Source organism: Adlercreutzia caecimuris B7 (assembly GCF_000403355.2).
Taxonomy (GTDB): domain Bacteria; phylum Actinomycetota; class Coriobacteriia; order Coriobacteriales; family Eggerthellaceae; genus Adlercreutzia; species Adlercreutzia caecimuris.
The window spans coordinates 1,050,308-1,063,124 of record NZ_KE159646.1 but is presented as its reverse complement, the minus strand read 5'-3'; the positions used below and the strand labels follow the sequence as shown (position 1 = coordinate 1,063,124).

13 protein-coding genes are annotated in these 12,817 nt (G+C 64.5%); all 13 read left to right on the top strand.

Features of this window, described 5'->3' with window-relative positions; translation table 11 throughout:
- The first annotated feature begins 9 nt into the window (after nt 1-9).
- The 13 genes from sppA (at nt 10) to rpmE (ending at nt 12,771) form a co-directional block, all read left to right on the top strand.
- Nucleotides 10-1,125 (top strand): signal peptide peptidase SppA, encoded by a 1,116-nt coding sequence (sppA, locus tag C811_RS08110; protein ID WP_016309071.1) that lies wholly within the window; start codon nt 10-12, stop codon nt 1,123-1,125.
- Nucleotides 1,109-3,130 carry a class I tRNA ligase family protein gene (locus C811_RS08105; protein WP_016309070.1) on the top strand — a complete coding sequence of 674 codons (2,022 nt, stop codon included), beginning with the start codon at nt 1,109-1,111 and terminating at the stop codon, nt 3,128-3,130. Before sppA ends, C811_RS08105 begins: the two co-directional genes overlap by 17 nt.
- Nucleotides 3,131-3,890: 760 nt before the next feature.
- Entirely contained in the window at nt 3,891-4,715 is an 825-nt protein-coding gene (locus C811_RS08100) for a hypothetical protein (protein ID WP_016309069.1), read from the top strand.
- A 254-nt stretch (nt 4,716-4,969) separates the two neighbouring features.
- Complete coding sequence (gene rpsB, locus C811_RS08095; protein WP_016309068.1) at nt 4,970-5,794, top strand: 30S ribosomal protein S2; 825 nt, start codon at nt 4,970-4,972, stop codon at nt 5,792-5,794.
- A 31-nt stretch (nt 5,795-5,825) separates the two neighbouring features.
- Nucleotides 5,826-6,686 (top strand): translation elongation factor Ts, encoded by an 861-nt coding sequence (gene tsf, locus C811_RS08090; RefSeq protein ID WP_016309067.1) that lies wholly within the window; start codon nt 5,826-5,828, stop codon nt 6,684-6,686.
- A 196-nt stretch (nt 6,687-6,882) separates the two neighbouring features.
- A complete protein-coding gene (gene murA, locus C811_RS08085; RefSeq protein ID WP_016309066.1) occupies nt 6,883-8,166 on the top strand; it encodes a UDP-N-acetylglucosamine 1-carboxyvinyltransferase in 1,284 nt (427 codons plus the stop codon).
- 9 nt (nt 8,167-8,175) lie between these two features.
- On the top strand, nt 8,176-9,690 hold the full coding sequence (locus C811_RS08080; protein WP_016309065.1) for an LCP family protein: 1,515 nt from the start codon (nt 8,176-8,178) through the stop codon (nt 9,688-9,690).
- A gap of 54 nt (nt 9,691-9,744) precedes the next feature.
- Nucleotides 9,745-9,975: a NifU family protein gene (locus tag C811_RS08075; protein WP_016309064.1), complete on the top strand. Its 231-nt coding sequence runs from the start codon at nt 9,745-9,747 to the stop codon at nt 9,973-9,975.
- 66 nt (nt 9,976-10,041) lie between these two features.
- Nucleotides 10,042-10,335, top strand: a complete 294-nt coding sequence (locus C811_RS08070) for a hypothetical protein (RefSeq protein WP_022926454.1) — start codon at nt 10,042-10,044, stop codon at nt 10,333-10,335.
- A 108-nt stretch (nt 10,336-10,443) separates the two neighbouring features.
- A complete protein-coding gene (locus C811_RS08065) occupies nt 10,444-10,674 on the top strand; it encodes a CpXC domain-containing protein (RefSeq protein WP_031324960.1) in 231 nt (76 codons plus the stop codon).
- Complete coding sequence (gene lgt / locus C811_RS08060) at nt 10,674-11,543, top strand: prolipoprotein diacylglyceryl transferase (RefSeq protein WP_016309061.1); 870 nt, start codon at nt 10,674-10,676, stop codon at nt 11,541-11,543. The genes C811_RS08065 and lgt overlap by 1 nt, the downstream gene beginning before the upstream one ends.
- Before the next feature lie 198 nt (nt 11,544-11,741).
- A complete protein-coding gene (locus tag C811_RS08055) occupies nt 11,742-12,122 on the top strand; it encodes a desulfoferrodoxin family protein (RefSeq protein ID WP_016309060.1) in 381 nt (126 codons plus the stop codon).
- Nucleotides 12,123-12,288: 166 nt separating this feature from the next.
- The gene (gene rpmE, locus C811_RS08050) at nt 12,289-12,771 is read left to right on the top strand and encodes a 50S ribosomal protein L31 (protein ID WP_016309059.1); all 483 of its coding nucleotides are present in this window, start codon (nt 12,289-12,291) and stop codon (nt 12,769-12,771) included.
- Nucleotides 12,772-12,817: the final 46 nt, after the last annotated feature.

The window sequence follows — 12,817 nt, the reverse complement described above, 5'->3', positions numbered from 1 at the left end:
GATCACTCCATGACCGATCAGAACCAATGGCAGAACCAGGCCTGGGGCACCGGCCAGCCCCAGGGCGCTCCCGCGGTACCGGGCGCGTCTCCGGCAGCGTCCCCGCTCCAAGGGCAGCAAGCTCAGTCCCAGCCCCAGGCTCAGCCGACCTACGCGGCTCCACAGCCGGCTTATGCGGCGCCCGTCGCCCCGGCTCCGGCCCCCAAGCGGCGCGGCTGGATCGTGGGGCTGGCCGCTGTGCTCGCGTTCTTTATCTTGGGCGCGGCCTCCATCGCCTCGTGCACCGCGGTGATGACAAGCTCGGTGGGGGCGTTTTCCTACGAGTCGCCGTCCTGGGCCGATACGGTGACGGGCGACACGGTGGGCATCATCAACATCGACGGCACCATCCAGTACGACGGTACCACCTCGAGCCCCGAGGGCTTGAAGGCGCAGTTGGACGCCGCTGAGCAGAACCCGCATATCAAGGCTGTGGTGCTGCGGGTGAACTCCGGGGGAGGGGTGGCCACGGCCGGCGAGGAGATGAGCCGCTACGTGCGCGACTTCTCCAAGCCCGTGGTGGTGTCCTGCGCCTCGCTGGACGCCAGCGCCGCCTACATGATCTCGTCTCAGGCCGACTACATCTACACGGCCGAGACCTCGGCGGTGGGCTCCATCGGCGTCATCATGTCGGTGACCGACCTGTCCGGCCTCTACGAGAAGCTGGGCATTTCGGTAGACAACATCACTTCGGCCGACGCCAAGGACGCCGGCGGCGGCAACCGGCCCCTCACCGAGGAGGAGCGTGCCTGGTACCAGGCTCAGGTGGACCAGATCAACGACGTGTTCATCGAGACCGTGGCCGAGGGCCGCAATATGGGCGAGGACGCGGTGCTCGCGTTGGCCAACGGGCTGACCTACACGGGCATCGATGCGGTGGAAAACGGTTTGGCCGATGAGATCGGCACCTTGGAGCAGGCTGTGGCCAAGGCCTGCGAGCTGGCCGGTATTCCCGACGCCGACACCGTGTACCTGCAGTCCTCCACGAGCGATCTGTCTCGTTTGCTGGACATCATGGGCGAGCAGAACGAGGATACGACGACCCGAGCCTTGAAGGAGTTGGAAGACCGTGTCGGACTTGAATAGCAGAAAACGGGTCGAATGGCCCGCCCGGGCCGTGGTGACGGCGGGTATGCCCTACGGGAACAAGCCCCTGCACTTCGGGCATATTGGCGGCGTGTTCGTGCCCGCCGACGCCTTCGCCCGCTTTTTGCGCGACCGTATCGGCGCCGAGAACGTGCGCTTCGTGTCGGGCACCGACTGCTTCGGCAGTCCCATCAACGAGGGCTACCGCAAGCTCGTGGAGGCCGGCGAGTTCTCGGGCACCATCGCAGACTACGTGCTCGCGAACCACGAGCGCCAGAAGGCCACGCTCGAGGCCTTCCAGGTGAGTCTGGACATCTACGAGGGCAGCGGCATCGGGCATGCGGGCGACGTGCACCAGATGATCACCGACCAATTCATCGAGCGTTTGCACGAGAGCGGGCACTTGAAGCTTGATTCCACGCTGCAGTTCTACGATGCCGAGGCCGACACGTTCCTGAACGGCCGCCAGGTGCAGGGACGCTGCCCCGTGCAAGGCTGCAAATCCGAGCACGCCTACGCCGACGAGTGCGACTTGGGCCACCAGTACGCGCCGGTCGACCTCATCAAGCCGGTGTCCACGCTTACGGGCACCGTGCCCGAGATGCGCCCCGTGGAGAACTGGTACTTCGATCTGCCCGGCTTCGAGGATTTCCTCAAGGCTCATGTGGAGCAGCTGAGGGCCGACCCCGAGGTACGCCCGGTGGTGGTGAAGGCCATCGAGGAGTTTTTGGCACCCCCGGTCATCTTCGTGAAGAACGAGCACTTGGATGAGTACGAGGCGCTGGCCGACAGCCTGCCGCCCCACCGGTTCCGCGAGGCCGAGAAGGGCAAGCAGTCCTTCGAGATCGAGTTTTCCGACATTGAAGCCCGCGACGCGGCCCGCGCAGTGCTGGCAGCGGCCGGCATCCGCTTCCGCACCTCCAAGACGCTCGTTCCCTTCCGCATCACGGGCAATATCGAGTGGGGCGTGGCGGCGCCGGTCATCGACGACGTGGAGGGGCTCACCGTGTGGTGCTGGCCCGAATCGCTGTGGGCTCCCATCTCGTTCACCATCACGGTGAACGACGAGCGAGGCCTGCCGCGCACGAGCTGGCGCGACTTCTGGTGCTCCGATGATGCGCGCGTGTACCAGTTCATCGGCCAGGACAACCTGTACTTCTACGGCGTGGCCCAGCCGGCCCTGTGGGAGGCCCTGCGCCCGGGCGGCCTGTTCGAGGAGGGGCCCGACTCCCAGATGCGCCAGACCACGCTCATCGCCAACCACCACATGCTGTTCGGGAAAAAGAAGGCCTCCTCGTCGGGTGCGGTGAAGCCGCCCACCGGCGAGCAGCTGCTGGAGCACTACACTCCCGAGCAGCTGCGGGCCCATTTCCTGGCCCTCGGTCTCGATCAGAAGTCCGTGGGCTTCTCGCCCAAGCCCTTCGATCCCGACGAGGCCAAGCGCGACGATCCGCGCTATGCCGATCCGGTGCTCAAAGAGGGGGCGCTGCTCACCAACGTGTTCAACCGCCTGGCCCGCAGCTGCTTCTACGAGGCGGGCAAGAACTTCGACGGCTGCATGCCCTTGGGGCTGGTGACATCTGAGGTGCGCCGCCGCGCCTTCGAGGCTCTGCTCGACTACGAGGAGCGCATGCACAAGGTGGAGCTGCACCGCGTGATGTCGCTGTGCGACGAGTTCATCCGCTGGTCGAACAAGTGGTGGGCCGACGGGATCAAGCGCGCCGAAGAGGCTGACGACGCCGCGGCGCGACGCCAAGTGCTCGTGGACTCGTTCTACCTCTTGCGCGTGGCCTGCCTGCTCATGCACCCCATCGTGCCGGCCGGCTGCGAGAAGATCTGCGATTATATGAGCTTCGACTTCGCCGACTTCTTCAGCTGGAACTACGACTTCGACTCCAACGAGGAGCTGTGCCCGGCCATGGAGATCGACGCCGGGGCCCACCGCATCCACGAGCTGCCCCCGCGCTTCGACTTCTTCCGCAAGCACGAGAGCCAGTACAAGTAAGGCCTCGTTTGCAGCGTCCCAGCATCTTCTAAGGTGCGGCTGTCCCCAGGACGCCGCACCTTTTTGCGTTGGGAGGGCGTCGTGGTGGCTATCGCGGCCGTGCGCGCAGTGCGGCGGACGGGCAGAGCGTCGGGCGTTGCGGTGGTGCGCGGAGGGCTTTCGGGGCGGGGTTGAAAGCGGCCGATGGGGAGGGGTTGCATTTCTGGGGAATGCGGCGGCTCCTGCGAGCGCGCTGCTCGTTCGGCCATCTTGCGTTTGGCCAGGCGAGATGCTAGCATAATCAAAGCAGTTCACTTATAAAAGAACTACACCTGTACAGGATTGAAGGAGCTGACATGGCGATGCCTGTGACGCATATCCGGGGGGGGGCACCCGCTTCTAAGCTCCAGCGCTAAGTGCGCTATCTCCTGTCACCTTCTGTGCCCCGATGGCTCGTACATCACCAAAAGCGCTCACACCCGTGAACCTCGGGCCCTTTCAGCGTGCTCGGGGTTCATTGCATCCACCCGCGGGTCCCCGGGTGGAAGACCTCTATCCCGTCGCATACAACGGTGTCGATCGCCCGCTATGCCAATGTCGCCAAGGGCAAGAACCGCTTCGCGTCAGGTTCGTCGCTAAGACCGTGACGAGACACACATTTCATGAAAGCCCCGCGATTCCACGGGATCTGAAATAGAAACGCGAATGCTGAGGGGCCGGGAGGACGACTCGAGATCTTTTCGGCATCGGTACCGGGATTAAGAATAAAAGGAGAAAAAATATGAAGAAACCGCTCAAGAAGGCTGCGTGCGTGCTGGCGACGGTGGCGCTGGCGTCGACCATGGTGGCGCTGCCCGCCACCGCGGAGAAGGCTCATGCGGCCACAAAGCCCCATATGAAGTCACTGGGTTTGAAATGGGATTTGAAGAAGAACAGAACGGTGAAGTTCAAAACCTCATGGCCGGGTGCCGGAAAGGGTGGCTACACGGGCTACGAGGGCATGACGGCCACGATTAAGAACTGGAAGGTTTCCAAAGCGAAGAAGAAGGGCTACAAGAAGGCCACCTTCACGCTGGTGTTCAACAATAGGTTCTCGCCTACGAAAAAACAGATCAGGGGCATGAAGGATTGGTCGGGAAATTGGAATGACGGGGCTTTTGGCTATATTTGGTACGCTGTTGTGGATTACAACACGGGGAAGAGCCTGGAGGTGCCCAACGACAAGGGCGTCACCGTCAAGTCCGGCAAGTGGAGGTTCACCGGGGGGAAGAAGTACAAAAGCGACTTGTGGTCTTCAGTACACGTGTACAAGAAGGCTACAGTGAAGGTAACGATCACCTACCCTTCTAAGTACAAGGGGCTCTGCATTGGCGTTGGTGGGAACAATGTTCCGTACTCGACGTTGCGCTATTATCAGAATGGAGTGCTTGCCGACGACTACGGACGGCACGACAAGGTGGATTACTTTTGGGACGGAAAGGCGCCTTTCGGCAAGACGAGCCTTTACAATTGGAAGTTGGCGAATAAAACCTGGGCAGCGGGCTACAATAAGAATAGCTGCTACACGAAAAGCAAGGCCAATTCCCATTGGATGCGCCTCAAGTAGATCGAGAGCGCAGGCTTTTAGGCCCCTCACCTTTCAACGGGCGTGCGAGTAACACATAAAAGCATTTTCTTTGCGCAATCCCTTGCATAAGCGGCCGATTGTGCTATTTTAGACAGGCTGTGTCTGCGAGGGTCGTAAGATGCAGCGGTAACTATCACACATGCTCGGGCGACCTGCCTCCGCGAGTGGCCACCGGAAAAAGGCTGCGGCAGACGGGGAAGACCTCGGGCAGAGGACTAACGAATGGAGCGATCATGACGAAAGTCAGCATCACCACGCTGCTCGATGCCGGTGCGCATTTCGGGCATCAGACCCGCCGTTGGAACCCGAAGATGAAGCCCTATATCTTCGGCAATCGCGGCGACATCTACATCATCGACCTCAAGCAGACCCTCTACGGCCTGGATGCGGCCTACACCTTCGTGAGCAACCTGACCCGCAAGGGCGGCACCGTGCTGTTCGTGGGCACCAAGAAGCAGGCCCAGGAGGCCGTGTCCGAGGCTGCCAACCGCTGCGGCATGCCCTATGTGAACGCCCGCTGGCTCGGCGGTATGCTCACCAACTTCGCCACCATCCGCACCCGTGTGCGCCGCATGGAGGAGCTGGAGGCCATGGATGCCGACGGCCGCATGGCCCTGCTGCCCAAGAAGGAACAGATCCTGCTGCACAAGGAGCTCGCCAAGCTGCAGACCAACCTCAACGGCATCCGCAACATGAAGAAGGTGCCCGACGCCATCTTCGTGATCGACACCAACCGCGAGGGCATCGCCCTGCATGAGGCCCATCGTCTGAACATCCCCGTGGTGGGCACTCTGGACACCAACTGCGATCCCGATGACGTGGACTACGGCATCCCGGCTAACGACGACGCCATCCGCTCGGTGCGCCTGCTCGCCGACTTCATGGCCGACGCCGTGATTGCCGGCACCGGCGCCGACGTGACCGCCGCCGAGATGGCCGGCGAGGCCGCTGCCGCCGACGCCGCCGCCGAGGTGGCCGTCGAGGCTGCCGCCGACGTGGCCGAGGGCGCGGGCGCCGAGGTTGCCGCCGACGTGGTGGCCGACGCTGTTTCCGAGTAAGCAAACCCCTTCATTCCCTAAGGAGGAATTCATGGCTGATATCACCGCCGCTATGGTGAAGGAGCTCCGCGAGATGACCGGCGCGGGCATGATGGAGTGCAAGAAGGCCCTGGCCGAGGCCGACGGCGACATGGAGAAAGCCGTCGACGTGCTGCGCACCCGCGGTCTGGCCGCCGTGGCCAAGAAGGCCGGCCGCGCCACCAACGAGGGCACCGTCATGGCTATCGTGGACGACGCCTGCACCACCGGCGCCGTCGTCGAGCTGAACTGCGAGACCGACTTCGTGGGCATGAACGAGAAGTTCAAGGCCTACGCCGAGAAGATCGCCCGCGCTGCCCTGGCTGCCAAGCCGGCCGACGTGGAGGCGCTGAAGGCCGCCGAGATCGACGGCGAGACCGTCGAGGCCGTCGTGACCGACTGCATCCACGTGATGGGCGAGAACGCCCAGCTGGCTCGCGTGGCCGTGGTGGAGGCCCCGGCCGTGGCCGCCTACATCCACGGCGGCGGCAAGATCGGCGTGCTCGTGACGTTTGCCGTCGAGGGCATCGATCCGGCTTCCGAGGGCTTCCAGAAGTGCGGTCGCGACATCGCTATGCAGGTGGCCGCCCTGAACCCGGTGTCCGCCACCCGCGAGGACGTGCCCGCCGACGTGGCCGCCCACGAGATGGAGATCTACAAGGCCCAGGCCGCCGAGTCCGGCAAGCCCGAGGCCATCCAGGAGAAGATCGCGCTCGGCCGCATGGACAAGTTCTACAAGGAGAACTGCCTCGCCGAGCAGGACTTCGTGAAGAACCCCGACCTCACGGTGTCGGCCTACGCCGACGAGTGCGCCAAGGAGCTGGGCGGCACCATCGCCATCACCGGCTTCGTCCGCTTCGCCCTGGGCGAGTAGCCAGCCGGCGACATATCGTATTTTGTGGACGCCCCTTGAAGGGGCGTCCTTTTTTGCGCCGCGCGTTACCGATCCGTTCTGCAAACCTCATGAAAGGCCGTGCCTGTGCGCGGCTTTTTTTCTATAATGATGAGACTTATAGGAACATATGGCATGACTGAGGAGCGCTCCCCGCGTTCCGTCAAAAGGACTAGAAATGAACCAGGAAGTCATTATCGTTCAGGGCAACCATACCCTTTCCGGTGACGTGACCGTGGCCGGCGCCAAGAACTCGGCCCTCAAGCTCATGGCCGCCTCGTTGCTCGGCCAGGGCGTCTCCACGATTCGCAACGTGCCCGTCATCTCCGATATCGAGATCATGGGCGAGGTGCTCGATCGCCTCGGGGCCGCGGTCGCGCGCGAGGGGCACACGCTTACCATCGATACCGCATCCGTCGATTCGTGCGAGACTCCCTACGAGCTCGTCTCGAAGATGCGCGCGTCCATTTCCGTGCTCGGCCCGCTTATCGGGCGATTCGGCGAGGCGCGGGTGGCCATGCCCGGCGGCTGTCAGATCGGCGCCCGCAAGATCGACATGCACCTGGTGGGCCTGGAGGCTCTGGGCGTGCGCTTCGACGTGGATCACGGGGTGCTGCATGCTACGACGCCCGATGGACTGCACGGCGCCCATGTGTACCTGGAGTTCCCCTCGGTGGGCGCCACCGAGAACATGCTTATGGCTGCGGTGACCGCCGAGGGCCACACGGCCATCGAGAATGCCGCCTGCGAGCCGGAGATCGAGGACTTGGCGAACATGCTGAACGCCATGGGTGCGAAGGTGTCCGGCGCGGGCACGTCGCTCATCGAGGTTGAGGGCGTGCCGCTGGCTTGTCTGCACCCCTGCGATCACACCTGCGTGGGCGATCGCATCGAGGCGGGCACGTTCCTGGTGGGCGGCGCGCTTACCGGCGGCCCCGTTACGGTGCACGGTATCGATCCGGCCTTCTTGCGCATGGCCATCATGAAGCTGCGGGCCATGGGCTGTGCGGTGGAGTGCGGTGAGGACTGGGTGCGCGTTACGCGCACGGGCCCGTTGCACGCGGTGGACATCCAAACGCTGCCGCATCCCGGGTTCCCCACCGACCTGCAGGCCCAGTTCATGCTGCTGGCGGCCCTGGCCGACGATGTGTCGGTTATCACCGAGAACGTGTTCGAGAACCGCTTCATGTTCGCTGCCGAGCTCATGCGCATGGGCGCCGATGTGATTCTGGACGAGCACCATGCCATCGTACGCGGCGTGGAAGAGCTGGAGGGCGCCCCGGTGTCTTCCACCGATCTTCGCGCCGGTGCCGCTCTCGTGCTCGCGGGCATCGTGGCCGACGGAGAGACCCGGGTGCACCACTTGGAGCATATCGACCGCGGCTACGAGGACTATGTGGGCAAGCTTGCCTCGCTCGGGGCGGATATCCGTCGCGTGGCCGCAGACGACGTCGATTGCTAGGGGAGCTCCATGGGTTTTCGCAAGAAGGGGTTCTCCGCCTCCCAGACCAAACGCACCTCGCGTCGCATGAGCGACTCCATGATCGGCTCCCATGTGGAGCGTTCGGCCTCGCGGGGCCGTCACGCCGCGGGGCGCCCCGATGCCGGCACCTCGAAGGTCGACTTTTCCGATGGGCGTCGCTCGCGGCGAGCGACGCGCGGCTATGTCGATCAGGTGGATCCCCAGGCCACGAGCGGCGAGAGCGACGCCGACTTCGCCCGTCGCACCAGCCGCCGCGGCTATGTGGAGCAGATCCAGTCCCAAGCGCGCAAGCGGCGATTGGCGGCAGGCGTCGTCATCGCCGTGGCCGTGGTGGCCGTAGCGGTCTTCGCGGGGGTGTCGGCCTACTTCTTCTTCTCCGACTCCCAGCTCTCGCTCGGTGACTCCAATGCGAAGGACGCCCTGACCGCGCCTGCTGAGGGCGAGCCGTACTACGCGCTGTGCACGGCATCGCTCGGCACCGCGGTCGAGCCGGATGCGGCGGCAGGGGAGGCCTATCTCGTCGTGCGCATCGACGAGGCGGCGCGCGTGCTCACCTTCGTATCGGTGCCTCCGCAAATCATGGTATCGCTGTCCGACGGGCAAGTGCACCCCTTGAGCGACGCCCGTGCCGTGGGCGGCGATGCCGAGCTGATCGACCAGGTGGAGGAGCTTCTCGGTGTGGAGATCGCGCATTTTGCCCGCACCGATGCGGACGGCCTGGCGCGTCTGGTCGATTTGGCGGGCGGCGTGCCGGTGCTTGTTTCCGAGGAAGTGGACGACCCGCGGGCTGGCATCCAGGTCATCAAGGCGGGAGAGCAGGTCCTCGACGCTGATCAGGCTCTTACGCTGCTGCGCGCCTCGAACTTCGCCGATGGGTTGGAGGCTCAGGCCAAGAACCGCGCGGCCTTCACGGTTAACTTGGCCGGGCGCGCCACGTCGGGGGAGGGCCTGAGCTTTGCGAGCATCATCGGCGACGGCGCCTCGGCGGTGAGCACCGACTGGTCGAGCGCTCAGCTCATCGCCCTGGGGGATGCTCTGCGCCCCCTTGCCGAGGCGACAGTGTACGCGTCGGTGGTGCCGGGGCGTCTGGCCGAGACCGACGGTGCGCTCTCCTACGAGGTGTTCGGCGAGGAGCTGGAGAGCATGATGGAGGCGGTCCGCGCCGGCAACGCTCCCGAGAGCGCCGAGGGCAACGTGGCCAACATGGATCGGGCGACGGTGAGCGTGGAGGTGCGCAACGGCTCGGGCATCCAGGGAGCGGCGGCCCGCTGCGGCGAGCTTCTGACCACGGACGGCTATGCGGTGGAGGGCGTCGGCAACGTGGACGACGGCACCGCCTACCCCGAGACGCTCGTCATCTACCGCGGCGAGGAGAACGAGCTGGCCGCCAAAGCCGTGGTGAGCGACCTGTCGGCTGGGCGCGTGGTGAACGGCGGCGACTTCTACAGCTTCAACACCGACGTTCTCGTGATTATCGGCCAAGACTGGATTTCCGCCGCCTAGGCTGTGCTATGATGCCCGAGGATTTGCGAGCTGCTTCTTGAAAGGAAGTGTGTTATGGTTGAGAAGTCCGATGTGGCTGCCGTGCTGGAACTGATCCGCCCGAGCCTGCAGGCCGATGGCGGCGATGTGCAGCTGGTGGACGTATCCGAGGACGGCGTGGTCACCGTGGAGCTGCAGGGTGCCTGCAAGGGCTGCCCCATGTCCCAGATGACGCTGGCCAACGGCGTGGAGCGCATTCTGAAGGAGCGCGTGCCCGGTGTGACGAGCGTGGTGCCGGCTGCCTAGGCGGCAACGACAATGAGAAGCGAGCGGGCTCTGCGGGGCCCGCTTTTTTACGAGAGAGGCTGGCGAATGGAAGGCTGTTGGAGCCGTCGCGGATGCGACGATGAGATGCAGGGCCGCTGCCCGCACAACGTGTCCGGCGAGCCATGTCCGGCCGATTGCCACTACGCCGCCTGCCATCGGCCGACTCACGTGGTGTGCGAGGACTTCGGCGTGCTCTTGAACCCGAAGCGCAACTACGAGGCCGCCGTCAAGCAGGTGTGCCGTTTCTGCGAACACTTCCTCGTGCACGGCCCCGACATCGACCCGAATGCGCCGAACGGCCGCGAGAAGTTCAGCGGCCGCAACCGCTTCATCCTGTAGCGCTCGGCGCTGCGTCGTCGCAGGCGCGTTGCGGTTCCGCTGCCGGCGCTGCCGGCTCTGTTACAATGGAAGAAATCGGCGCGATCGGAGGGAAAGGCGGTGAGCGCGGTGAGATCGACCCTGACCTGTCCGGCGTGCGGCGCTTCGGATATGGATGTGCGCGCCTATGACTCTATGATGGTGCTTCGCCCCGACCTGGCGCTCTTTACGCTCACGTGCCCCCATTGCGCCGTCCGTATCTCGGCGATGCAGCCCATTCCCGCCGCGCTGCGCGAGGAAGTCCAGTTCGCCGCTATCGAGTTGGGCGCCGGCATGGGCGCTCACGAGGGGAATCTGTAATGCTGAACGAAATCTACCAAAACCTCGATCCTGTCGCCTTCTCGCTGGGGCCGCTTGTCGTGCGCTGGTATGGGTTGGCCTACGTGCTCGGCTTCGCCCTGGCCGCCTTCGTCATCTACCGCGTCGCGAAGCGCTGGCGGCTTGGCATGACCGAGGACGACTTGCTCACGCTTATGGTGTGCGCCATTATCGGCGTGGTGCTCGGCGCGCGCGCAGGTTACGTGCTCTTCTACGGCGACGGCTACTACTTCGCCCATCCGCTCGAGATCTTCGCCTTCAACCAGGGTGGCATGAGCTTTCACGGGGGGCTTGCGGGCTTGCTCGCCGGAGGGGCGGTAGCCGCGCGCCTCACGGAGATCCCATTTCTCACGCTGGCCGACCTGGGCGCTATTGCCGCGCCGTTGGGGCTGTTCTTCGGCCGTTGCGCCAATTTCGTGAACGGAGAGCTGTGGGGGGCGCCGACCGACTGGCCCATCGGCGTGGTGTTCGGCGGGGCTGCCGGTATGATGCCGCGCCACCCGAGCCAGCTTTACGAGGCGGTGCTCGAGGGCCTGGTCATCTTCTGCGTGCTGTTCGCTCTGTCGCGAAAGATGCCCCCGCGCCCCCGTGGCACGTTCGTCGGCGCGTTCCTGCTGCTCTACGGCGTGTTCCGCTTCCTCATCGAATTCGTGCGCGAGCCCGATGCGCAGCTGGGCTACTTGTGGGGCGGCTGGCTGACCATGGGCCAGGTGCTGTCGGCTCCGCTCGTCATTGCGGGCGTCGCCATGCTGGTGTACGCCGCGAAACGCAAGTTGCCCCAAGAAGGTCCGCGCCGCTTTGTCCGCCCTCCCGAGCCGCTCGAACCTGCGTCTCCCGAGGATCCTTCCTAGCGATTTCTCGCACGGCCCCAACGGCGCCCCGTATGTTGCGCCCCGCGGGCGGGATGTGCCTTCGTTACGTCCCGTTGTCGATTATGTGGCTCTTGAGGGTACGGCGACAGCTTCCCGTACAATGGTCGACGGCTGTGGAATAGCCCGACGGGTACCACGGCCTTTGCGAGAACGACAATGAGAAATGCGAGGTGCGATATGGACGTGAAGTTCTTCAAATGCATGCACTGCGGCAATATTGCCGTGAAGGTGTTCGATGCCGGGGTGCCGCTGGTGTGCTGCGGCGAGAAGATGGTGGAGCTGGTGGCCGACTCCCAGGACGCCGCCCTGGAGAAGCACGTGCCCGCCGTCGAGGTGGACGGCGATAAGGTGGTCGTGAACGTGGGCAGCGTGGACCATCCCATGACCGAGGAGCACTGGATCCAGTTCATCTGCCTGGTGACCGACAAGGGCTACCAGATCAAGCCGCTGACGCCGGCCGATGCTCCCCATGCCGAGTTCGTGGTGCCCGCCGGCGAGAAACCGCTGCGCGTGTACGAGCACTGCAACCTGCACGGCCTGTGGGTGACGGAGCTGTAGAACGCGCCGCTCCCCGGCAATTCTTGAAAGACCCGTGTAATGCGGGTCTTTTTTCTTGCATTGCACGGAGGGGGTGCTAATATAGACAAGCTTGTCTCTGGCTTGGTCGGAAACCAAGCCGCATTCGGACTCCTTGGTCGGAAACCAAGGGAAGATAGGAGAACCCATGAAGCAGGACATTCATCCGGAGTACGTGGACTGCGTTGTGAAGTGCAGCTGCGGTAACACCTTCACCACCCGCTCCACGAAGCCCGAGCTGAAGATCGACATCTGCAACGCGTGCCATCCCTTCTACACCGGCACCCAGAAGTTGATCGATACCGGTGGCCGCGTGCAGCGCTTTGCCGATCGCTTCGGCTCCGCCAAGGACGTCGTCGCCGAGCGCGAGGCTGCCAAGAAGGCCGAGCGCGCCGCTCAGATCGCCGAGCGCGAGGCTGCCAAGAAGGCCGAGCGCGAGGCCAAGGCCGCCGCTAAGGCCGAGCGCGCCGCCGCCTTTGCCGCCAAGGCCGCCGAGGAGGCCGCCCGTGCCGAGGCCGAGCAGGACGTTCAGAACATGGAGGACGCCGCTGCCGAGGCCACGACCGAGGAGGCTCCCGGCGTGGAGCTGACCGAGGGCGAGGTCGCCGAGGCCGTGGAGGCTGCCGAGTAGGCCTTGCTTCTCGCATGCGAAGACCCGTCGCATCTGCGGCGGGTCT

Coding starts and splice junctions, on each gene's coding strand:
- rpsB (WP_016309068.1), top strand. CDS start 4,970: ATGACGAAAGTCAGCATCACCACGCTGCTCGATGCCGGTGCGCATTTC.
- tsf (WP_016309067.1), top strand. CDS start 5,826: ATGGCTGATATCACCGCCGCTATGGTGAAGGAGCTCCGCGAGATGACC.
- sppA (WP_016309071.1), top strand. CDS start 10: ATGACCGATCAGAACCAATGGCAGAACCAGGCCTGGGGCACCGGCCAG.
- C811_RS08080 (WP_016309065.1), top strand. CDS start 8,176: ATGGGTTTTCGCAAGAAGGGGTTCTCCGCCTCCCAGACCAAACGCACC.
- C811_RS08075 (WP_016309064.1), top strand. CDS start 9,745: ATGGTTGAGAAGTCCGATGTGGCTGCCGTGCTGGAACTGATCCGCCCG.
- murA (WP_016309066.1), top strand. CDS start 6,883: ATGAACCAGGAAGTCATTATCGTTCAGGGCAACCATACCCTTTCCGGT.
- C811_RS08070 (WP_022926454.1), top strand. CDS start 10,042: ATGGAAGGCTGTTGGAGCCGTCGCGGATGCGACGATGAGATGCAGGGC.
- C811_RS08055 (WP_016309060.1), top strand. CDS start 11,742: ATGGACGTGAAGTTCTTCAAATGCATGCACTGCGGCAATATTGCCGTG.
- lgt (WP_016309061.1), top strand. CDS start 10,674: ATGCTGAACGAAATCTACCAAAACCTCGATCCTGTCGCCTTCTCGCTG.
- rpmE (WP_016309059.1), top strand. CDS start 12,289: ATGAAGCAGGACATTCATCCGGAGTACGTGGACTGCGTTGTGAAGTGC.
- C811_RS08100 (WP_016309069.1), top strand. CDS start 3,891: ATGAAGAAACCGCTCAAGAAGGCTGCGTGCGTGCTGGCGACGGTGGCG.